This is a genomic window from Hyphomonas sp. L-53-1-40 (assembly GCF_000682775.1).
Classification (GTDB): Bacteria; Pseudomonadota; Alphaproteobacteria; order Caulobacterales; family Hyphomonadaceae; genus Hyphomonas.
Genome location: NZ_AWFI01000018.1, coordinates 162,731 through 185,293, shown reverse-complemented (window position 1 = coordinate 185,293; position 22,563 = coordinate 162,731). Strand labels below are relative to the sequence as shown.

Annotated in this window: 18 protein-coding genes and 1 pseudogene; 7 read left to right on the top strand and 12 right to left on the bottom strand. The window is 59.7% G+C overall.

Features of this window, described 5'->3' with window-relative positions; genetic code table 11:
• Window positions 1-48 precede the first annotated feature (48 nt).
• Together parE and L53_RS13960 are read left to right on the top strand one after the other, a co-directional pair.
• Window positions 49-2,046, top strand: a complete 1,998-nt coding sequence (parE, locus tag L53_RS13965; RefSeq protein ID WP_034816676.1) for a DNA topoisomerase IV subunit B — start codon at window positions 49-51, stop codon at window positions 2,044-2,046.
• Between the two features lie 84 nt (window positions 2,047-2,130).
• Entirely contained in the window at window positions 2,131-3,732 is a 1,602-nt protein-coding gene (locus L53_RS13960; RefSeq protein WP_034816674.1) for a diguanylate cyclase domain-containing protein, read from the top strand.
• An 87-nt stretch (window positions 3,733-3,819) separates the two neighbouring features.
• On the opposite strand, the gene L53_RS13955 is transcribed toward L53_RS13960, so the two are convergent.
• A complete protein-coding gene (locus L53_RS13955; protein WP_034816671.1) occupies window positions 3,820-4,434 on the bottom strand; it encodes a hypothetical protein in 615 nt (204 codons plus the stop codon).
• 75 nt (window positions 4,435-4,509) lie between these two features.
• A complete protein-coding gene (locus tag L53_RS13950; RefSeq protein ID WP_198019820.1) occupies window positions 4,510-6,336 on the bottom strand; it encodes an ATP-dependent endonuclease in 1,827 nt (608 codons plus the stop codon).
• Between the two features lie 157 nt (window positions 6,337-6,493).
• Here L53_RS13950 and L53_RS13945 point away from each other — a divergent pair, with 157 nt between their 5' ends.
• Window positions 6,494-8,143 carry an NAD+ synthase gene (locus L53_RS13945; protein ID WP_034816839.1) on the top strand — a complete coding sequence of 550 codons (1,650 nt, stop codon included), beginning with the start codon at window positions 6,494-6,496 and terminating at the stop codon, window positions 8,141-8,143.
• 15 nt (window positions 8,144-8,158) lie between these two features.
• On the opposite strand, the gene L53_RS13940 is transcribed toward L53_RS13945, so the two are convergent.
• A complete protein-coding gene (locus L53_RS13940; protein ID WP_051607991.1) occupies window positions 8,159-8,983 on the bottom strand; it encodes a hypothetical protein in 825 nt (274 codons plus the stop codon).
• 129 nt (window positions 8,984-9,112) lie between these two features.
• Between L53_RS13940 and gltX the strand changes: the two are divergent.
• Together gltX and L53_RS13930 are read left to right on the top strand one after the other, a co-directional pair.
• Window positions 9,113-10,431 (top strand): annotated as a pseudogene (gene gltX / locus L53_RS13935) (glutamate--tRNA ligase).
• A gap of 159 nt (window positions 10,432-10,590) precedes the next feature.
• A complete protein-coding gene (locus L53_RS13930) occupies window positions 10,591-10,920 on the top strand; it encodes a hypothetical protein (RefSeq protein ID WP_034816668.1) in 330 nt (109 codons plus the stop codon).
• Between the two features lie 134 nt (window positions 10,921-11,054).
• Here L53_RS13930 and L53_RS13925 read toward each other — a convergent pair whose 3' ends face one another.
• A complete protein-coding gene (locus tag L53_RS13925) occupies window positions 11,055-12,959 on the bottom strand; it encodes a biotin carboxylase N-terminal domain-containing protein (protein ID WP_034816666.1) in 1,905 nt (634 codons plus the stop codon).
• The gene (locus L53_RS13920; protein ID WP_084333479.1) at window positions 12,901-13,821 is read right to left on the bottom strand and encodes a DUF817 domain-containing protein; all 921 of its coding nucleotides are present in this window, start codon (window positions 13,819-13,821) and stop codon (window positions 12,901-12,903) included. The genes L53_RS13925 and L53_RS13920 overlap by 59 nt, the downstream gene beginning before the upstream one ends.
• Before the next feature lie 141 nt (window positions 13,822-13,962).
• Here L53_RS13920 and L53_RS13915 point away from each other — a divergent pair, with 141 nt between their 5' ends.
• Window positions 13,963-14,319 carry a hypothetical protein gene (locus tag L53_RS13915; protein ID WP_034816664.1) on the top strand — a complete coding sequence of 119 codons (357 nt, stop codon included), beginning with the start codon at window positions 13,963-13,965 and terminating at the stop codon, window positions 14,317-14,319.
• On the opposite strand, the gene L53_RS13910 is transcribed toward L53_RS13915, so the two are convergent.
• The 5 genes from L53_RS13910 to L53_RS13890 all read right to left on the bottom strand — a co-directional run bounded on the left by L53_RS13910 (window position 14,303) and on the right by L53_RS13890 (window position 18,905).
• Window positions 14,303-15,103, bottom strand: a complete 801-nt coding sequence (locus L53_RS13910) for an enoyl-CoA hydratase-related protein (RefSeq protein ID WP_034816662.1) — start codon at window positions 15,101-15,103, stop codon at window positions 14,303-14,305. The two genes, L53_RS13915 and L53_RS13910, sit on opposite strands and share 17 nt — an antisense overlap.
• 5 nt (window positions 15,104-15,108) lie before the next feature.
• Window positions 15,109-16,155, bottom strand: a complete 1,047-nt coding sequence (locus L53_RS13905) for an acyltransferase (protein WP_233347850.1) — start codon at window positions 16,153-16,155, stop codon at window positions 15,109-15,111.
• On the bottom strand, window positions 16,118-16,519 hold the full coding sequence (locus L53_RS13900; protein WP_156947931.1) for an EF-hand domain-containing protein: 402 nt from the start codon (window positions 16,517-16,519) through the stop codon (window positions 16,118-16,120). Before L53_RS13900 ends, L53_RS13905 begins: the two co-directional genes overlap by 38 nt.
• 118 nt (window positions 16,520-16,637) lie before the next feature.
• A complete protein-coding gene (locus L53_RS13895) occupies window positions 16,638-17,225 on the bottom strand; it encodes an NAD(P)H-dependent oxidoreductase (protein WP_034816659.1) in 588 nt (195 codons plus the stop codon).
• A 72-nt stretch (window positions 17,226-17,297) separates the two neighbouring features.
• Window positions 17,298-18,905, bottom strand: a complete 1,608-nt coding sequence (locus L53_RS13890; RefSeq protein WP_034816656.1) for a carboxyl transferase domain-containing protein — start codon at window positions 18,903-18,905, stop codon at window positions 17,298-17,300.
• Window positions 18,906-19,022: 117 nt separating this feature from the next.
• Here L53_RS13890 and L53_RS13885 point away from each other — a divergent pair, with 117 nt between their 5' ends.
• Window positions 19,023-20,819, top strand: a complete 1,797-nt coding sequence (locus L53_RS13885) for a patatin-like phospholipase family protein (protein WP_051607990.1) — start codon at window positions 19,023-19,025, stop codon at window positions 20,817-20,819.
• A 26-nt stretch (window positions 20,820-20,845) separates the two neighbouring features.
• Here the strand turns inward: L53_RS13885 and L53_RS13880 are convergent, their stop codons facing one another.
• Together L53_RS13880 and L53_RS13875 are read right to left on the bottom strand one after the other, a co-directional pair.
• On the bottom strand, window positions 20,846-21,379 hold the full coding sequence (locus L53_RS13880; protein WP_034816654.1) for an arsinothricin resistance N-acetyltransferase ArsN1 family B: 534 nt from the start codon (window positions 21,377-21,379) through the stop codon (window positions 20,846-20,848).
• 2 nt (window positions 21,380-21,381) lie between these two features.
• Window positions 21,382-22,554 (bottom strand): isovaleryl-CoA dehydrogenase, encoded by a 1,173-nt coding sequence (locus L53_RS13875; protein WP_034816652.1) that lies wholly within the window; start codon window positions 22,552-22,554, stop codon window positions 21,382-21,384.
• Between the last annotated feature and the right edge of the window lie 9 nt (window positions 22,555-22,563).

Below are 22,563 nucleotides of genomic sequence, written 5' to 3'. Positions count from 1 at the left end.
GTTCTCCCATATCGACACTGAGTCGCCCGCCCTTATCGGAGACATCATATGGCAGCCGCCAAGCAAGCAAAGCTGTTTGACCAAATGAGTACAGAAAGTACCGGCTATTCCGCCAAGGATATCGAGGTCCTCGAAGGCCTTGAACCTGTCCGCAAACGCCCCGGCATGTATATTGGCGGCACGGATGAGCGCGCCTATCATCACCTCTTTGCCGAGGTGCTGGACAACTCCATGGATGAAGCCGTGGCCGGGCATGCCAGCCGGATCGAGATCAAGCTCGACGCCGATGGCTTCCTGGCGGTGAGCGACAATGGCCGCGGTATTCCGGTTGATCCACACCCGAAGTTCCCGAAAAAGTCCGCGCTGGAAGTCATCATGACCACGCTGCATGCGGGCGGCAAATTCTCCGACAAGGCCTACGAGACCGCCGGCGGCCTGCACGGCGTCGGCATATCGGTCGTTAATGCGCTGTCGGAACTGGTCGAAGTTGAAGTCGCACGCGACAAAATCTTGTACCGCCAGACCTTTTCGCGCGGCATTCCGCAGGACAAGCTGAAAAAGGTCGGCACGGCGCCAAATCGCCGGGGGACCGTGGTGAAGTTCAAGCCGGACTTCCAGATCTTCGGCGAAAAGATGCGTTTCCGCCCGGCCCGCCTGTTCCAGATGGCGCGGTCGAAAGCCTATCTCTATCGAGGCGTTGAAGTCCGTTGGAGCTGTGATCCTTCCCTGCTGCCAGAAGATTCCAAGGTCCCTGCCGAAGCCACGCTTTCCTATCCCAACGGATTGGCAGACCAGCTGGATGAAGTCTTCAAGGACAAGGCGACCATCACTGACGCAGCCTTTACCGGTCTGGTTGATCAGGGTGGCGAAGGCAAGGTCGAGTGGGCCATTGCCTGGACGCGCGCCGGCTTTGGCGAGGCGGACGGATTCTCGCGCTCTTATTGTAACACTATTCCGACCCCGGATGGCGGCACGCACGAAGCGGGTTTCCGCTCAGCCATCACAAAAGGGCTGCGCAATTTTGGCGAACTGACCGGAAACAAGAAAGCCTCCGAAATCACCGCCGAAGATATCATGGGCCACTCCGGCTTGCTCTTGTCTGTTTTCATCAAGGGTCCGGAATTTGTCGGTCAGACCAAGGACAAGCTGTCGACGACGGCCGCGTTCCGTCTCGTGGAAAACTCCGTGCGCGACCGGTTCGATCATTGGTTGGCGGGTAGCCCGAAAGAAGCCGACAAACTGCTCAGCTGGGCGGTTGAGCGCGCCGAAGAACGCCAGCGCCGCCGTAAAGCCAAGGATATCAGCCGTAAATCGGCCACCAAGAAGCTTCGCCTGCCCGGCAAGCTGGCGGATTGCTCCAACAAGGGACCGGACGGCACCGAACTCTTCCTCGTCGAGGGCGACTCGGCTGGTGGCTCTGCCAAGCAGGCGCGAGACCGCAAGACCCAGGCCATCCTGCCCCTGCGCGGCAAGATCCTGAATGTCGAGAGCGCTTCGCTCGACAAGATGATGAACAATCAGGAGATCAATGATCTCTCGCTCGCGCTCGGCACGGCGCTGGGCAAGAAGTTCGACATGGATGATCTGCGTTATGACCGCATCATCATCATGACGGATGCCGATGTTGACGGCGCCCACATTGCCAGCCTGCTGATCACTTTCTTCTATCGAATGACACCGGGCCTGATCGAAAGTGGACGCTTGTTCCTGGCCCTGCCCCCGCTCTACAAGCTCTCCAACAAGGGTACGATCGTCTATGCGATGGACGATGCCGACCGGGCCGAGAAGATGAAAGAGCACTTCAAACCGAACCAGAAAGTAGACATGACCCGCTTCAAGGGCTTGGGCGAGATGAACCCTTCACAGCTGAAGGAAACCACGATGAACCCAGCAACGCGGACGCTTGCGCGGGTCACTCTGGAGGCGATTGACGATGTTGAGGTTCCGGCCGAGGAGCTGATCAATACGTTGATGGGCAAGAAGGCGGAATTGCGCTTCCGGTTCATTCAGGAGAACGCTGCCTTCGTTGAAGAGCTTGATATCTAGGTAAACAAGGTTTGAAACGCCGGTAAGAAATTTCCTTTATTCCGAAAGACGATTCTAACCCTGTTTGGGTATGGTTCGCCCATCATGTTTTCTGGACCCACCATATTCAAACGCGACAAGAAGCGCCAATCCGGGCGCGAAATTCTTGAGTCGCACCTGAATCGGTACATCCTCGCGCTGAGCATTATCCTGGCGCTGATCCTGGCCAGCCACATCGTTTCCCTGACTGCCCTCCGCCAAGGTGCGCATGATGCGACTGCGATCAATATGAGCGGCAGCCAGCGCATGCTGTTGCAGCAAATGTCTCATGCGGCCCATGATTACGCCGAAGACGGATCGCCGGAACTGCGCGAGAATTTGCGCGCCAGCATCGTATTGTTCGAGACGTCTCACTACGAACTCATCCGCTTTGGCGATGATGATGCCGCACTTCAGGCAATCTATTCCGAAGGCGACAACTCCATTCACGCCAAGGTTCTTGAGCTGATCAACAATGTGAACTGGGTTCTGGTCGACCGCCGGAATACGTCCGCGGCGCTTGAGGCGATTGAATATGAAGCCACCGGCCCTCTGGCCAATCGGCTCGGAGAGGCAGCCGACGCTTTCGAAGCGCAGGCCAACAAGCGCGCCAAGTGGCTGGGTACGATCCAGACCTATACGGTCCTGGCACTTGTCCTGACGATTGTCGCTGAAGTGTTCCTGGTCTTCTGGCCCGCCCACAAGATCATGATCCGCGCCTTCAAGAAGCTGGATCAGCAACATAGCGAGGCCAAGGCAACGCTGAAGCGCCTGTCCAATTTCTCCGCCGTGGCCTCAGACCTGTTCTGGGAAACCGATCTGCAGGGCAAGCTGATCTATGCCGAGGGCACCTTCCTCGAAAAACTGAAGGGCGGCCGCAATTCCCTGGTTGGTTGCAACTATCTCGACATTATCCAGTTCGACGAAGAGAACTCCGAGATCATGACCAATGCGGTCAAGTCGGCCGCGAGTTACGCCCGTGTGCGCGGGATTTTCACGGACATTGATGGCCAGACCTATCACATGGATATGGCCGGCGCGCCGTGCTTTGACGACAAGGGTCGGATCACCGGCTATATCGGCACCTCCAACGACATTAGCGCGCAGGTCGAGAAGCAAGAGGAGGTCCGTAAATTGGCCTATTCGGACCCCCTGACTCATCTCGCGAACAAACGCGCCCTCGAAGAGCGCCTGCCGGTCCTGCTCGCAGAATCCTCAAACATCGCGCCGCTCTTTATCCTGGCGCTGGACCTGGATGGCTTCAAGGCGGTCAACGACACATATGGTCATGGCGCGGGCGACGAAGTGCTCAAAGTCGTGGCGGCCCGGATGAAAGCCATTGTTCGCGACAGCGACCTGACCGTGCGCACAGGTGGGGACGAGTTCTTCATCGTCTGCAGCACATCGCCATCGCGCCTTGCCGTTGAGGGCCTGGCCCTGCGGCTCAAGCGCAAGCTGAGCGAGCCTTATGGCCTGTCGACCGGCCACCGCGTTCGCATCAGCACGTCCATCGGCATTGCCGCCGCGCCGTATGACTGTATGGGCGAAGGCCCGCTGCTGCACGCCGCAGACATGGCGCTGTACGAAGCCAAGCGCTGTGGCCGCAACCAGTTCCGCTTCTATGAAGATCTCGGCCCTTTCGTGATCGACGAACAGGCCATGGCCTAGGGCCCCTTCCCTCCATTTCCTCCAGAACCTTTGGCCGGAGACGCGCCCCACGCGCTCCGGCATTTTTTTTGTGTTGTGCAGCGGGCGTCAGCCGGAGCTTTCCCAGGAGTCCAGCCCGGCGCGGATCTGCGCGGGCAATAGCGTCGCAATCGCGCCCAGCTCTGGCGAGAGGCGGAAGGCGGAGGTCGCCGCGCCAACCGCCGGGCGCGGTTCGCCATGCTTCTGCAGGCGTTTGAGACTGCGCGCGAGGCGCAGGGCGTGGCCGTCCGGGTCTGCGATGACGCGCCGGAGCGCCGCGATGCGGGCCATCAGCCTGTGCGGGGATACGGGTCCGGAAAGGGTCCGGGAAATGTCCGGAAAACCGCCCTCAATCGTCTGGCGTGCGGGCAGCAATTTCAAACGTCTTGGATAAAGGCGCGGAAAGATGGCGAGTTCGACGCCGTCGGGCAGGTTCGGTTCCGGCTTCGGCTCGGCGGGCGCGGCGCGCGGGGCCGCCGGGGCGAGCGTCAGATTGAGCGCGAGCACCAGGATCAGGCGGCGGACAATGGTTTCCAGCATTTTGAGCCGCCCGGAAATCCGCTGCGCCACCCCCCGCCCGATCACTTTCGGCCCGAGATGGAGGTTCGCCAGCGCGGAGGCATCCAGCACCGCCCGCCCGGTATGTTCCAGCCCCCGTTTCAGAATGTCCGTTTGCGCGTCCATCCGGGAAGTATGGGGGTGGCGGGTATCAGACGGATTGGGATTGCAAATCGAAAAGAATGCGCCAGAGGTAACTCACTACATTTCTATTTGCTTGCCGATTTCGTCCACCGGATCCTTCTCGATGTCAAACTTCAGCGGAAAGGCAGAAAGTTCCAAAATTCGCGAAGTAAGGCTGACGACTAAAACGCCGTCATTGACGGATAGTGAGTAGATCGTTGCCGCGTCTCCTAACATCGTTTGTGAGAACTCATTCAAATCGATGTGTTCACTCTGCCTAAGCCGTGCGACTATGGGGCCAACAATTGCTAATACTTGGTCTCGAATCAAAGAGCTCTCATTCAGGGCAGCTGTCTGGGCAGAATATTTAAGTGCTCGAATTAGATCGTCGTACTTCTCAGCAATTTCGTTGTCTGATGCACCTTCCATCCTCAGAACTTCTTCTGAAGCAGCGTACGGCTTTCCAGTTGTCCCAGTGCCCGAAGATTCAGAATAGTAGCTCTCGATCGCCCCACGTCTCAATATAAAGCAGCCTTCACCTTCGAGTATATTAAGCGCCGTCTCCAAACGAGTTCTCATCTTTCGCCACACTTCAGGGAGCTCATCGGGATTGTGTGAGAACATCGCGGAGAATGCAGCCCGTCGATGCACTTTCTGCGGATCAGGGTCCGATTCCGCTTCCCCCTGCTTCCAATAAAGTGTGGATTTCGCCAGCTCTTCAATCAACCCGAAGTGATTGTCGGCGTGCGACAAAAAATCCTCCCGAATTTTTTTAATTAGTTCTCTCGCTGAACCTGCCCCTAATCCGGCAGCCACCTCATCAGCAGTCTGACTATTGAGAAACAGGCTAAGAACATCAAGCGAGTCAACAAATGCATCAGCATCAGCTAAGATCACTGGCGACTTCCCTAACAACCGCAGAAATTTTACGACCGTTGGGAACTCTCCTTTCCCGATCACAGGTAGGATTTGTGAACCACCGGCCTCAATATGAATATCGAACTTATTACATAAAAAGCCGGATATGATTGCATCAGATGGTCCCTCCACCAGCAATGGCGATTTAGAAAACAATGCAAGTCGATGCTCTTGACCAATTCGACTGACTAATTCCGCAATCTTTTTACTTTGCAAAACTTCAGCCTCTTTTTCCACCTGCACCAAATCTTGATGAATACTCTCGCAAAAGATGAAATGGGGAATATCTGACACTCTTTGTATGCCGATGAATTCTGTGGAGTGTGTGCTCAATAGTATGAGCTTTTTGTTGTTCTCATTAGTCGGTATGCCGGCGACAGATCGAATTTCACGCATCAAAAATGCTTGGAGTTGAGGGTGAAGAGACACTTCAGGTTCATCTATTATCAACGCACCAACATCGTCATCATACAGTGCTGCCAGCAAACCTGCCAGATGCATAAGGCCCGACGCCTCGCGTGCTGAGCCGTAAGATATTTTCTGCTCTATGGATACGAAGTCGGCCTTCAAATTACCCGCATCCCATTTCAATCGAATATCGCGCCCAAAGAGCTTTCGAAGTCTTTCGCGAACTTTTACCAAAACGTCTGGTTTCAAAGATAGAGTATGAAAGTCACCCAGCAGTGTTTCGTAGTTTAACCGGCGCGTAGAATCCTGACGCGTACCGTAAACCGCGTGGTCGTAGCGTGGTTGCTGCCTGTGGCCGTCATAATTTGAGCGATACTGCTCCAGCATACCCATACGACCTGCCGACAAAAACCGAACTCGTTTGTTGAGAGGACTATCCGACTGCGCATTTTCAATGAGATTACGCAAAGGGTCGCGTAGTGCTCTTAATAGTTGAGTTTTTCCAGAGCCATTTGGGCCGATAAACGTAGTTATCGGACCATTCAAAGTGATATTTCGGATCGCATCTGATCCCGTCAAATGGACTCTTGCGGTTAAGACTTGTGGGAATTGCACGTGCCTATCTCTCCGATTTATAGAAACAACATTCCACTTAACGTACCGCACCGAATGGATAGGCACCACTTGCTTGAAACAATCTCATGACAATCATCTCCCCATCGCCTAAATGCTCCTTATGAGCAAAAAGCTGAGAATCTTGGTCGCGCAGTTGAACCCGGTGGTGGGGGATATTCGGGGGAATCTGGAGCTGGCGCGGGGCGCGCTGGCCGAGGGCAAGGCGCAGGGCGCGGACCTCGTCGTCCTGTCGGAACTCTTCATCCTGGGCTATCCGGCCGAGGATTTGGTGCTGAAGCCCGCTGCAGTGGAAGATTCCATGAAGGCGGTGAACACGCTGGCCGCCGAGACCGCCGATGCGCCGGACATCATCATCGGCGCGCCGTGGATGGTAGATGGCAAGCGCCACAATTCGGCCGTCTGGCTGTCGGGCGGGGCCATCAAGGGCCGCTATGACAAGCGCGAACTGCCCAATTATGGCGTGTTCGACGAAAAGCGCATCTTCGATGCCGGCGAGGGCCCGCCCCCGGTGTTCGAGTTTCATGGCGTAAAGATCGGCGTCGCGATCTGTGAGGATATCTGGTATCCGCGCGTGCCGAGCGAGCTGCATGATGCGGGCGCCGACATGCTGATCGTGCCGAATGGCTCGCCCTGGCGGCGGACGGTTCAGGTGGAGCGGCACACGACCTTTTCCGCCTGGCGCAAGACGGGCGTGCCGTACCTGTTCGTGAACCAGGTAGGCGGGCAGGACGAACTGGTCTTTGACGGCAGCTCCTACGCGGTCGATCATGACGGGACCGAGCACCAGCTGCTGGGCGATTTCGTTACCGGCATGGCGATGGTGGCCTATGATCCGGCCACGCATTGTTTCGAGAGCGACGCGCAGGCGGAGCTGACCGAAGACTGGCATGCCGAATACCGCGCGGCGGTGTTGGCGCTGGGCGATTATGTCAACAAGAACAGATTCCCCGGCGTCGTGCTGGGCATGTCGGGCGGGATCGACTCGGCGCTGACGGCGGCGATGGCGGTGGACGCGCTGGGGCCGGACCGGGTCTGGTGCGTGATGATGCCGTCGAAATATACGTCCTCGGACAGTCTGGAAGACGCGAAAGCCTGCGCCGAGGCGCTGGGCGTGAAATATGACAGCATCAATATCGCCCCCGGCGTGGGCGCGATGGGCGAGATGCTGGCCGACCAGTTTGCCGGCACCAAACCGGACACGACCGAAGAGAACATCCAGTCGCGCCTGAGGGCGGTGACGCTGATGGCGCTGTCGAACAAGTTCGGCCATATGGTGGTGACGACGGGCAACAAGAGCGAAATGGCGGTCGGCTATGCGACGCTCTATGGCGACATGTGTGGCGGCTACAATGCGCTGAAGGATTTCTACAAGACCGAAGTGTTCGAACTGGCCAAGTGGCGCAACACAATGGTGCCGCGCGGCGCGCTGGGCCCGGCGGGCGAAGTGATCCCGGAGCGGATCATCACCAAGCCGCCCTCTGCGGAGCTGCGCGAAGACCAGCGCGATGATGACTCGCTGCCGCCTTATGATGTGCTGGATGATATATTGCGCGGGCTGGTGGACGAGGAAGAGCCGATCGAGGCGATCCTGGCGCGCGGGCATGACCGGGCCGTGGTGAAGCGGATCGAGCATTTGCTCTACATTGCCGAATACAAGCGCCGTCAGGCCCCGCCGGGCGTGAAGGTCGGCGGCAAGAATTTCGGCCGCGACCGGCGCTATCCGATCACCAACCGCTTCCGGGACGATTGATCGGGCGTTTGGCGCCTATTCGAGCGAGCCGGGCTCAACCCCTTCATAGGCAAGACGGTTGGCCTCGGCATCCATGCGGATCTGCTCGGCATCTTCCGGGGCAATATCGCTCGCTTCGCCATAGGCCAGCATGGGCGATGGCACGATGCCGGGATGGTCTATGACAGACGCGTAGAGCAGCCAGGGCTGCGTGCCGTCCGCGCAGGTGACGCGCACCCACTGGTCCTCAACCGTCGGCATGGAGCCGATATCGCTGATATCACGCAGCTCGGCTTCGTTGATGTCGTATTCGGCGCCCTCATAAGCCACGACGGTGAACCCCTCCCCCAGATAGCGGAGATAAGTCAGCTGGTCGCCAGCCTTCAGGTCGAGCGTGTGGATACCACCATCGGAAATGTATTCGATGCTGGCATCCTGGCTCAGCGTGACCGGGAATGTCTTGGTCGCCACGAAGAAGCGCAGGTCATCGGCGTCGGCGCGGTCATAATTCCAAAGCTGGTAATTGGCGTATTGCGGCAGGGCGCAGCTCGTGTCGGCTTCATTGGCGCCATTCGGCACCGTCCAGGCGGGCACGCTGGTGCCGGCATCCAGCACCGCAAAACCGGCCGGATATTCGCCGGGCCAGCCCGCGCTGACATACCAGCTCTCATCATATCCCGACAGGGCCTGATAATTGATATCATCGACGGGCGGCGCGGCAGGCTCTGCCTCCAGCGCGCTGTCGAGGTCTGAGCTCACCTCGGTCGTCGCGGGCGCCGGCGTCTCTGCCGGAGCCTCCGCACGCTCCTGCCCGCAGGCCGCCAACAGGCCCGCGGCGATCAGAATACAGCCCAGTCTCATCTACCTCTCCTCGACGGCGACTCACATGCCCGTCGCACATTAGCACGAACAATAGCAAGAATATGGCATCGGCCCTTGGCTTTTTGCGTGATTTGATGTCGAAAGCACGCTTCAAAACAGGTTTTTTCCATGACTGCACCGATTGTTCGCTTCGCTCCCTCGCCCACCGGCCGCCTGCACGTAGGTAACGTGCGCACGGCGCTGATCAACTGGCTGTTCGCCAAGGGCCAGCAGGGCAAGTTCATCCTGCGCATCGATGACACCGATACCGAGCGCTCGACACAGGAATATGAAGACGGAATCCGCACCGACCTGACCTGGCTCGGCCTCGTCTGGGACGACAGTTTCAGCCAGTCCAAACGCTTTGCCGAATATGACGCGGCGGCCGACAAGCTGCGCGAAATGGGCCTGCTCTATCCCTGCTACGAGACAGCCGACGAACTCGACCGCAAGCGCAAGATCGCGCTGTCGCGCGGCCGCCCGCCCGTCTATGACCGCGCGGCGCTGGAGCTGAGCGATGAAGACAAGGCGAAACTCGAAGCCGAAGGCCGCACGCCGCACTGGCGTTTCAAACTCTCCGGCGGGCGCGTCGAGTGGACCGACCTTGTGCGCGGAGACCAGAGCATCGACACGTCCAGCCTGTCCGACCCGATCCTGATCCGCGAGGACGGCTCCTATCTCTACACCCTCCCCTCGGTCGTCGATGATATCGAGGCGAAGATCACCCATGTCGTGCGCGGGGAAGACCATGTCACCAATTCCGGCGCGCAGATCGAGATCTTCAAGGCGCTGGGCGGCACAGCGCCGGACATGGCGCACACGCCGCTGCTGATCGGCGCGGACGGTCAGGGCCTGTCCAAACGCCTCGGCTCGCTGTCGATGGGCGAATTGCGCGCACAGGGCTATGAGCCGATGGCGGTCTCCAGCCTGCTCGCCAAGATCGGCACATCCGACAATGTGGAGGCGCGCGAAACGCTGGACCAGCTGGTCGCGGAATTCGATTTCGGCAAGATCGGCCGCGCCCCGGCGCGCTTCGACGAGACCGAACTCTTGTCGCTGAACGCGGCCATCCTGCACGGCCTGCCCTCGCCGATGTGGACCCCCGCGCCGCCGACGAAGCCTTCTGGACTGTGGTGCGCGAGAATTGCTCCCTGCTGCCGGATGTGGCCAGTTGGGTCGAGACCGTGTTTGGCGAGATCACGCCTCTGGTAGACGCTGAAGACAAGGATTTCGTGGCGACCGCCGCCACGCTGCTGCCCGCGGGTGAGCTGACCGGCGAGACCTGGAGCAAGTGGGCAAATGCCGTGAAAGCCGAGACCGGTCGCAAGGGCCGGGGCCTGTTCATGACGCTCCGCAAGGCGCTGACCGGACAGGAACACGGCCCCGACATGGGCGCGCTGCTGCCGCTGATCGGGCGCGAGCGGGCGCTCAAACGGCTACAGGGCTAGCACCCTCCTCGTAGACTCCTGAATCTTTTCAGATTTCAAACTTTTCGGAACAAAGTCAGAACTTTTTCCTTTCCAAAAGGTGAATATTCTGGTTATGTTCTCTCATCGCAGATCAAGCGAAGAACAGGTTCAGCACACAGTTTCACGAGGGGTTTCAGCATGTCGGGTTTGGTGATCAAGGGATGTGAGTACGATCCAATTGAGTCCAAGGATGTCGTCTATGGCGATGGTTTCCGGATGGAGCTGGAACAGGCGATTGCGCTGGCCTCAACAGGCGTTGAATTCTGGGCCGCAGAGCGCGACGGCTCTGCCGCGCCCGTCTCTGTCGCCAAGAATGAATATGGCGAACTGATCCTGAGAACCGAGCCGACGGCCTACGCCGCCAACCCGCTTGGCGAGATCAGCGCGCCGCCGATCGTCCCCCGCCGCTATCGCCCCGAAGCGCAGATGCCTGCACGGATCCATCCCGGTTACGCTGTCGCGGCCTAGTCACGCAGCGGCCCCTACCCTTTACATGTTTCCTTGTTTTCGCGCGTCTCCACACCCACTCTCGGCGCGCGAGATTGCTCCGGCCTCACCTGTCCGGAGCCTGAAGGGCCACACCTGCATGTGAAGGGTGGGGGTTACTCCCCCTCCAGATGAACCAGCACATCGCCCTCGGCGACCTGGTCCCCGGCGGCAGCCTCCACGGACTCCACCACGCCATCGCGCGGCGCCGGCAGGGTGTGCTCCATCTTCATGGCTTCCATCACCGCAACCGGATCACCCTTGGTGACCGTATCGCCCGGCTTCACATGCACGGCGAGCAGTTTGCCCGGCATCGGCGCGCTGACTGAGTCGCCGCCCAGCACCGCTTCGACATCGGCGTCATAGTCCGGCACTTCCACAAGAACATTGTCGCCGCCGGTCGTCACCGCATAGCGGCGCGGCGAAATATCTGTCACGAAGGGCAGCGACGCGTCCGGATCGACGTCATGCTCGGACGGGTCAAACCAGTCTGCATCGGCGCCCACAGCGACGGCCGCCTTTCGCACAGGCGCGCCATTCGCCCGGAACCCATCCCGGATTCCCCATGGTGTGACGGCAGCGCTGTCATCCAGCTCGATGTCGCTGACGGCGAGAACAGATGCATGCTGATGCGCGGCGGGAGGCTGGGTCAGCGCATCCCCCTGCTCCGCAATCCAGTTCACATGATGCGTGCCATCGCGGAACGCGTCCGACAGGGCGCAGCGGCGCAGGAAGCCGGTATTGGCCGGCACGCCCGAGAGTTGGGTGTGCGACAGCGTCTCGGTCAGCAGGTCAACCGCCGCGTCGCGGTCTTCTCCGCACACGATCAGTTTCGCGATCATGGAATCATAGTTGGATGGTACGCGATCCCCGGTCTCGAAACCGGCATCCCAGCGGATCGTTTCCCCATCAATGGGCTGCAACAGGCCGAACTCCAGGATCAGCCCCGCGCCGGGGCGGAAGCCATCGGCCGGATCTTCGGCGCAGATGCGCGCCTCGATGGCGTGTCCCATCAGCGGGATCTCATCCTGCGCCATCGGGATTTCCTCGCCGGAAGCGACCAGCAATTGCCAGGCGACAAGATCCTGCCCAGTGATCATCTCTGTCACCGGATGCTCGACCTGGAGACGGGTATTCATTTCGAGGAACCAGAACGTGTCGACGCCCAGCGGCTTTGACCCGTCGACGATGAATTCCACCGTTCCCGCGCCCTGATAGCCCACCGCTTTTGCCAGCTTCACCGCCGCGTCCGTCATGGCCGCGCGCACATCGTCCGGCATGCCGGGCGCAGGCGCCTCCTCAATGACTTTCTGGCGGCGACGCTGCAGCGAGCAATCGCGTTCATAGAGATGGACGACATTGCCATGCGCATCGCCAAAGACCTGCACTTCAATATGGCGTGGCTGCTCGACCAGTTTTTCCAGCATGACCCGGCCATCGCCAAAGGAACTTTCGGCCTCACGCACCGCGCTTTCCAGCTCGGCCTTCAGCTCGCCCGCCTTGGAGACGAGGCGAATGCCGCGCCCGCCGCCCCCGGCAACCGCCTTGATCAGCAGCGGAAAGCCGACACCTTTCGCCGCCCTGGCAAGCGTTTCCAGCTCCTGCCCTTCGCCGCGATAGCCGGGCAGCACAGGCACGCCGGCCTCTTCGGCAATGCGCTTGGCTTCGTCCTTCGGGCCCATGGACCGGATCGCCTTGGCCGAAGGACCAACCCAGATGAGGCCCGCTTTCTCGACGGCTTCGGCGAAATCGGCATTCTCGGACAGGAAGCCATAGCCAGGATGGATGGCATCCGCGCCGGTCGCCTTGGCAGCGGCCAAGATGGCCTCGACCTTGAGATAGCTTTCCGGCGCAGGCGACGGGCCGATATGGATTGCTTCATCGGCCTCGCGGACATGTTTCGCGCGCGCATCGGCATCGGAATAGACGGCGACTGTCGCAATGCCGAGCCCATGGCAGGTCTCAAAGATGCGACAGGCGATCTCGCCCCTGTTTGCGACGAGCAGCTTCTGGATCTTCAATGCGTGGCCCTCCCGGCGCCCGGTGGACCAAAGCCACCAGAACAAAACTGATTATCATCAGCAGATACCACGAACCGAGTTTCGATAAAGAGACCATCTGCCAGCCATGCTCTTGCCCGGGATAGGCCCAAGCGCGGGCGAATGTTCCAAGATTCTCAGCAAACCAGATGAAAACTGCCACGAGCAGGAACCCGATTACGAGCGGCATCGGCCTGTGCGCTTCATCAGCGCGGAACCAGACAAGGCATGGCCCGTAAACCATCGCCGTGCCCACAAACAGGGCGATCCGGACATCCGGCAGCCAGTGATGCGCGAAGAAATTCACGTAGATCGCGGCTGCCAGAATGCCTTGAATCCAGAGCGGCGGGAAACGGTCAAACCGGAAATCGAAGATCCGCCAGACCCGCGCCAGATAAGAACCCACCGCCGCATACATGAAGCCCGTAAACAACGGCACACCGCCAATGCGCAGGAAGCTCTCCTCGGGATAGATCCAGCTGCCATGATAGGTCTTGAACAGTTCCATGACCGTGCCGACAATATGGAAGACGAGGATGATTTTCGCCTCTTCCCATGTTTCCAGGCCCGTCCAGAGCATCATGACCTGAATGGTGACTGCGCCAAGCACGAGGAAATCATAGCGCGAGAGCGGCGCGCCTTCCGGATACCAGACAAAGGTCAGCAGCAAGAGCCCCAGCATCAGGCCGCCAAACAGGCACGCCCAGCCCTGCTTGATGCCGAAGGCCACAAATTCGAACACGGTCTGGCTGACCGGGCCGTTCACGCAGCGCGCATGCAGCGCGGCGCGCGCGGCATGCAGGCGTTGTTGCGCGCGGGTCTGGGCGGGGACCGGTATCTCCATGCCCTCCTCTATCTGCAGGAAACACGGCGCAATCGGGGCACGCACCGGGCGAGGCAAGGGCCTTTGCCAGTCCAAATTCCGCCTTTGACACCCCTGCCAGCTGTCGTAAGGGTTAATGCCAAGAAACCACGGGAGTGTCTTATGGCCTATGCTTCAGGAATCCGGATCAGCAGTGTCGCGGGAGTCATCGGCGCCGGCGTTGGCGGCTATATTGGTTACACGCAGGCGGCAGACGTCAGCAATCTCAGCCCCGTGGCCGGCGCGCTGATCCTCGGCGCCATCGGCTTCGTCGCGGGCAGCGCGGGTGCTTTCCTGCTGAAGTCGCTGATGCAGTTCGTGATCTACATCATCCTGTTTGGCATCGTGGCATATTTCTTCCAGCACCAGATCGAAGCGCTCACGGGGATAAACCCGATCAGCGCGACACTTAATCTGCTGGCCGACTTCGGCTTGCCGGTGGACTCCAAAGACAGCGTACTGGTTACCGACCCCAACTAGGCGGGCGCTTGTCGAGGAAGGCTTCAATGCCTTCCTTGCCCTCATCGGAGACCCGACGCGCTGCGATGCGCTTTGATGTCTCTTGGCTGAGATCCTTGTCGATGAATACGCCGGAGACATCGCGAACCAGTGCCTTGCTCTCGGCCACAGCACCGGGCGCAGCGGCGAAGACAAGATCGGCGAGGTGTTCTTCCATGGCCGTCATCTCGGCCTGATTTTCCACGACATACTGAACGAGGCCCAGCTTCTCAGCATATTCGGCATCAAACGTTTCGGCAGTGGTGAACAAAGCCTTCGCCCAGCGCGCGCCGATGGCTTCGATCACATAGGGGCTGATCGTGGCCGGGGTCAGGCCGAGGCGCACTTCAGAGAAGCGGAACTTCGTGCCCTTCATCGCCACAGCGACGTCACAGGCGGCCACGAGGCCGGCCCCGCCACCCATGGCGGCGCCCTGCACCAGGGCAAGCGTCATCTGGGGCATGTCGTAGAGCGTGCGCAGCATTTCGGCGAGGTTCATCGCGTCGCGCTCATTGTCTTCGCGCGTATGCATCGCCGCCAGCTTCATCCAGTTGAGGTCTGCGCCCGCCGAAAAACTCTTGCCCGCGCCGCGCAGGATCATCATGCGAATGGTACGCTGGTCGGCAATGGTGTGGAACGCATCGGTCAGTTCGGCGATCAGCTCGGCATTGAACGCATTGTGCACGTCCGGCCGGTTCAGCGTGACAACCGCCAAGCCTTCCTGCGTCGCTTCGAGCGTGATGAGATCATAGTCGGAATCGCGCATGGGGATCAGTCCTGTTCAGGGTTGGAGGCTACTTTGCGGTAGTGGCTGGATGGGCGCAAGGAGCGCCGCTCGACAAGATGCCACAGCGCATAGCTGGCCACGATGACGAGAGGCGCCGACAGGGCAAAGCCGACCGCATGGCCGAATGCTGCAAAAGCGCCGACCATGACAAGGCCCTGCAGGATCGGAAAATGAGTGATGTAGACGCCGTAGCTGATATCGCCGAAGCGCGCCGCGTTCAGCGCAGGGCCTGGCAGGAAAGCCAGGCAGGCAATCAGGCCCGTCAGTCCGGCCGCGCGGAGCGGCTCCAGCCAGGGATGGGCGAAGGAGAGCAAGGTCAATGCGAGCCCCACCACGCCGAACCAGAGCGGCTTTGCCTGGGCCCGATCCCATACCTGCCACAAGGCAACGCCACTGGCGAAAAAGGCCAACTGACCCGGCAGCTGGCGCGCCGCGATAAGCGCGGATTCCCCCTCCAGAAAAACAGGCACCAGATGACGCCACCCCTCCCCCAACACATAAAGGCCCACCAGGGCGCTCCACTGCGCGCGGCGCATCGTCCGCAGCAGTCCGCCGATGATCGGCAGGATGAGATAGAACAGAACCTCGATCTTCAACGTCCACAACGCACCATTGACCTCTGTGAAGCGGTTGCCTTCGAACAGGCCCGGCAAATCCGGCGACAGGAAGTTCAGGAAGACGAGATTGGCACCCACATATTCTGCGACTCCACCAATACTGCCGCCCATCAGCAGGCTGATGAGCGCCGGGATCAGAATGACGACAGCATAAGCCGGGTAAAGTCGACGGACCCGCTTGCCAGCATAGTCAGCAAGGTTTTGCGACCGCATGAGCGAGCCGGCCACCAGTGCGCCGGATACAATGAAGAAGCCTTGAATGGCGATCTCGGCAATTTGGCCCCAGGCGCGCTCCAACCCGCTCATCGGCGCAAGCGCGGACAGAACGATTGCATGATAGGCAAACACGGCCGAAGCGAGCGCCAGCCGGATGAGATCAAACCTGTTTGCTGCCAGTCGGTGCGCTGTCGCCATCGGCGCTGTTTATCGTATTCGTTCCAAATGGAAAGGGGCCCGCTGGACCGGCGGACCCCTTCAGCGGCAGGCCAGCCGCCGTTACGGCGCCTTGATCGGACCGTCCCCGCCAGGCAGCAAGGGCATCTGCCAGTTCTTCCTCGGACACAGTTCCATTCGAATTGAGGTCGAATTTCGTGAACTTCGCTTTCGCCTCCGACTCGCTGGCTGTGCCCGCGCTGTCGGAGTAGCTCACATATTCGTCCTCGCTGATCAGGCCATCATCATCCAGATCCAGCAACGAGAAGTCGGGCATCTCGCCCGCATGGCCCATCAGGGCCGTCATCATCGCCGCCGTTACCAGAAAGCTGCTACGTCTGACCATGTTCGAACTCCTTCTTACTCTATACGTCGCAGGGGACCGCGACAGGACTGAACATACTCGAAACAAGTGGTAATGATGCGTGAAAAGACGTTCACGACGAAGATGTAATGAACCCGGATCAGACGGCCTGCCCGCCGATCTCCTTCATGAACTCGAACCAGGATTCGACTTTTGATGGCGTCAACGCGCCAACGCCGCCGATAATCGTGTGATGCATCGGTTTGAAACCGGAGAGGCCGAGTACGCCGCGCTCCAATGCTTTCAATGCGCCTGCATCCATGCCGAATCTATAGACCAGATCGGGCATACCCATCGTCACGATAATGCGGGCCGACTTTCCCTTCATCATGCGCTCAGGCCATTCATGATCGGACTCACCTGTTTTCAGGAAGAATCCGGCGCGTGCAGCCTGTTCGAAGAAGGCCTTTAGTTTGGCTGGCATACCACCCATCCAGAGCGGGAACGCGATGACGAGGTGGTCTGCGTTGGCGATCTTCTGGCGTTCACTCAGCACCGGCTCTGGCGGCGGCATTGCGAACTCTTTCTCAGAATTGAGGAATGGCATGTCGAGATCCGCAATCCGGATGCGAGATACGACGTGATCGGTCACCTCGGCACCCTCGGCATAGGCGTCGCACAGCGCATGTATCAAATGATTGGGGTCAGGATCAGGATGTCCGTCAATGATACAGATGGAGCGAGTCATGGGGGTCAGCCTCCTGCCATGTGACAGGGGGCTTCTACCATTGGCAGGCAACAGATTTTATACGTAGAACCCCTACATCCGGAAGACGCCGAACCCTCTATCCGGGAACGGAGCATTGAGGCTGGCGGAAAGGGCAAGGCCCAGCACGCGGCGCGTATCGGCTGGGTCGATGATGCCGTCATCCCAGAGGCGCGCCGTTGAGAAATAGGGCGAGCCTTCGGCCTCATAGAGGTCGCGGATAGGCTGCTTGAAGCTATCCTCGTCCTCGGCAGACCATTCCCCGCCCTTGCGTTCAATGCCGTCGCGCTTAACGGTGGCGAGCACGCTGGCGGCCTGTTCGCCGCCCATGACGGAGATGCGGGAGTTTGGCCACATGAACAGGAAGCGGGGGCTGTAGGCCCGGCCGCACATGCCATAATTGCCGGCGCCGAAGCTGCCGCCGGTTACCACGGTGAATTTCGGCACGCTGGCGGTGGCCACGGCGGTCACCATCTTGGCGCCATCCTTGGCGATGCCGCCGGCCTCATATTTCGAGCCCACCATGAAGCCGGTAATATTCTGCAGGAAGACCAGGGGAATGCGGCGCTGGTCGGCCAGTTCGATGAAATGCGCGGCCTTCTGCGCGCTTTCAGAGAACAAGATACCATTATTGGCGAGGATCGCGACCGGCATGCCATAGAGGCGCGCAAACCCGCAGACGAGCGTCTCGCCATAGAGCTTCTTGAACTCATGAAATTCCGATCCGTCAACGAGACGCGCGATGACTTCGCGGGCGTCATAGGGCTCGCGGACATCCTGAGGCACCAGACCATGCATCTCCGCAGGGTCGTAAAGTGGCTCTGCAGGCTCTGTCAGATCGAAGGGCTGGGGCTTTGGCGTGGCCAGCGTGCGGACAATGGAGCGGACAATGGCGAGCGCGTGAGAATCATGGGCCGCATAGTGGTCTGCCACGCCGGACTGGCGCGCATGGACATCTGCGCCGCCAAGGTCTTCGGCTGAGATCACTTCTCCCGTGGCGGCCTTCACCAAAGGTGGACCGCCGAGGAAGATCGTGCCCTGTTTGCGCACAATGATGGTCTCGTCCGACATGGCCGGCACATAAGCGCCGCCTGCGGTACAACTGCCCATGACGGCGGCGATCTGGGGAATGCCTTTCGCGCTCATCTGGGCCTGGTTATAGAAGATGCGGCCAAAATGTTCCCGGTCCGGGAAGACTTCTGACTGATGCGGCAGGTTCGCGCCGCCGCTATCGACCAGATAGATACATGGCAGGTGATTTTCGAGGGCCACTTCCTGCGCGCGCAGATGCTTCTTCACCGTCATCGGGAAATAGGCGCCGCCCTTTACCGTCGCATCATTGCAGACGATCAGGCATTCGCGCCCCTCAACCCGGCCGACCCCCGTGATCAGGCCTGCGCCGGGGGCTTCGTTATCATACATGCCATTGGCGGCCAGCGCACCGATTTCGAGAAAGGCAGAGCCCGGGTCCAGCAGGCGTTCGACTCGTTCACGCGGCAGCAATTTTCCGCGCTCTACATGGCGTTTGCGAGACGCTTCCGGGCCTCCGATGGCGGCATTAGCGGTTTTTTCTTGCAATTCGGCAAGAAGCGTCTCCATGGCGGCTTTGTTGGCGGCAAATTTGCTACCGGACACATCAAGACTGGATTTCAGAACCGGCATAACGCCTCCCACTGGAATTTTGTGCCTGCTTAGCGGCGCCCGGCCCACCTGTCACGCGGGCGTCATGCGAATTTGAAACACAGGGGATGAGCGAAAGGCTTTGAAAAGGGAATCGAAATGGGCATGTTCTTCAACATGGGCATTGATATCACTCCCCGCTTGCGGGCCATTGAATTCCTGAAGGATGTTCCGGCCCGCGCCATGAAGGCGGCAGGCAAGGAAGCCATCTGGTTTTCGGTCGCCGCCGGCAAGCCGCTCTATCTTGCCGGGGAACCCGCTGACACGCTCTATTTCGTCCTCTCCGGGACGTTGGGCATCTTCCGTGACGGCGTGCATGGAAAGTCCGAATTTGTCGGCCATATCCGCTCAGGCGAGCCGGCCGGCGAGATGTCACTCTTCCTCGGCGGGGTCGACCTGACCGGCGATGGCGTGCCGAACGATGCACCCCATACGAGTTCGGTTTACGCGCTGCGCGACACGGAACTGATCGGCGTCTCGCGCAAGGGCTGGGACCGGATGGTGAAAGCCGAGCCGGAACTGCTCGAATCCATGATCCGGGTGATTTTGCGCCGACTGGGAAAATCCGGTGATCGCGTAGCCAGCGCTGCGCCGAAAGTGTTCACGCTCGTCGCCACCTCACCGACCATCGATCTGAAGCTGCGGGCCCGGTCGCTGAAACAGGCGTTGGAGCGCCTTGGGCGAAAAGCCGTCATTGTTGACGAGCAGATGGGTGATGAACGCCCGGCTGCCTATTTCGACGAGTTGGAGCGCACACATGATGTGGTGATCCTGATCTCCGCCATTGGCGACAATTCCTGGTATCGCCTGTCCATGCGCCAGGCCGACCGGATCTGGGTCGTGGGCCGCGCTGATGCGCGCCCCTCCAATCCATTGATGCCGGATGACCAGTCCCCTGCCCGAACGCTGAAACTCGTGGACGTCCTGTTGCTACATCACAGCGACGAGCGCCGGGGCGCCAAGCCAGCCGAATGGATCGCAGCGTCCGGGGCTACCCGCGTCTTTCACTGGAGCCGGGTAGAGGGTCAGGATTGCGACCGGCTCGCCCGCATCATGGCTGGTGTCTCTGTCGGCCTGATCCTGTCAGGCGGAGGGGCGCGCGCCTATTCTCATATCGGCGTCGTCAAGGCGATGCGAGAGCTTGGTCTGCCGATCGATTTTGTGGGCGGCGCCTCGATGGGCTCGGTCATCGCGGCCTGTGTCGCAATGGGATGGGGCGATGCCGAAATCGAGCGACGCATCCGCAAGGCGTTTGTCGACAGCAATCCGCTCGGGGACTATCATTTGCCCGTCGTCGGCATGGTGAAGGGCGCGCGCGTCGCAGCCCGACTGAAAGAGCATTTCGGCGACGCGGAGATCGGTGATCTCGACATTCCCTTTTTCTGTACCTCGACCAATCTCACCAGCGGCGCCACGCGTATCCATCGCGAAGGCCTGCTGCGCAATGCGCTGCGGGCGACCATCTCGCTGCCGGGTATCTTGCCTCCGGTCGTGGACGGCAAGGATTTGCTGGTCGATGGCGCAGTTCTGAACAATTTTCCGGCCGACATCATGCGGGATATGCATCGCGGTTTTGTCGTGGGCTCTGATGTCACGCGCCAGCCGGAAAACATGGATCTGGAGGAATTTTCTAAACCGCCGAGCTTCTTCCGCTGGGTGTTCAACAATGGCTTTTCCAGCCCGCCGCCGATTGCGGGTCTTTTGATGCGAACAGCGACGATCCGCGCAGACACGAAGTTCGGGCACGACATGGCCGACGTGCTGGTCCTGCCCCAACTGGCTGATGTCCAGCTGCGCGACTGGAAGGCCTATGACGAAACCGTCCAGGCTGGCTATGTCGCCACGATGCAGGCTTTCGAAGGCACGAAAATCAAGGAAAAGTGCTGTCCGGCCTAGAGCTTTTACCAAGCCGTTCCGCGCGATCAGTCAGAAACAGGCTTCGACGGTACGCTGAGGCCGCCAGAAACATTGGACAAGCGTTTTTGCCACCAACCAACATCATGCCAAGCGTCTAGCTTGTAGCCAACATTGCGATACGTTCCGAGATGCTCGAACCCTAGACGCTCATGCAGGGCAACGCTGGGGACATTCGGCAGGGCAATTCCAGCAAAGGCATTGTGAAACCCTTGACGTTTCAAAACCTCCAGCAATTCGATGTACAGGCGCTGGCCAACATTCCGACGCCGTGCGACCGGCGCAACGTATACGCTGACATCGCATGACCATTGATAAGCCGCGCGTGCTCTGTGCGATGACGCATGGGCATAGCCCAATGGCTGACCATTTTCTTCTGCCGCGAGCCAAGGAAATGTCTCAAGAGTGGTCTGTATACGCTCCGCCATTTCACTCACCGATGGCGGGGTCAGTTCAAATGAAATGACCGTTTCTTCAACAATCGGTGCGTAGATATCTGTAATCCATCCGGCATCTTCAGGTTCTGCCAAACGGATGTCCATATTCAAGCCGTTTCGCCGAAAAGTTCCCGACCGATTAGCCAGCGGCGGATTTCCGACGTCCCTGCCCCGATCTCGTAGAGCTTGGCATCGCGCAGCAGGCGGCCGGTCGGGTATTCGTTGATATAGCCATTGCCGCCAAGGATCTGGATCGCGTCGAGCGCGAGCTTGGTCGCGGTTTCGGCCGCATACAGAATGGCGCCAGCGGCATCCTTGCGGGTGGTCTCGCCCCGGTCGCAGGATTTGGCGACGGCATAGACATAGGCCTTGGCCGCATTCATCTGGACATACATGTCCGCGACCTTGCCCTGGATCAGCTGGAACTCGCCGATGGACTGGCCGAATTGTTTCCGGTCGTGGATGTAGGGGATCACGACATCCATGCAGGCCTGCATGATGCCGGTCGGGCCGGCTGACAGGACGGCGCGCTCATAATCGAGCCCACTCATCAGAACGCCAACGCCGCCATTCAGCGGGCCCATGACGTTCTCTTCTGGCACTTCGCAGTCCTCAAAGACAAGTTCGCCCGTCTCCGATCCGCGCATGCCCAGCTTGTCGAGTTTCTGCGCGACCGAGAAGCCCTTGAAGTCGCGCTCGATCAGGAAGGCCGTGATGCCGCGCGAACCCGCCTGTGGCTCGGTCTTGGCGTAGACGACCAGCGTATCAGCGTCCGGCGCATTGGTGATCCACATCTTGGTGCCGTTCAGCACATAGCGGTCGCCCTTCTTCTCGGCCTTCAGCTTCATGGACACGACATCAGAGCCAGCGCCACTCTCGCTCATGGCGAGGGCACCAAGATGTTCGCCAGAGACGAGCTTGGGAAGGTAGCGGGATTTCTGGTCGTCATTCCCCCAGCGGCGCAGCTGGTTGACGCAAAGATTGGAATGGGCGCCGTAGGACAGGCCGACTGAAGCCGAAGCGCGTGAAATTTCTTCCATCGCGACCACATGTTCGAGATAGCCAAGCCCGGTGCCGCCCCACTCTTCCTCGACCGTGATGCCGAGGAGGCCAAGTTCGCCCATTTTCGGCAACAGGTCGCGCGGAAACGTATCCGTGCGGTCAATCTCTGCAGCGCGAGGGGCGATTTCGTTCTGGGCGAAACTTGCCACGGTCTCGCGGATCATGTCCGCAGTTTCACCGAGATCGAAGTTCAAAGTGGGATATGTGTTCGCGATCATGCCGTTGAC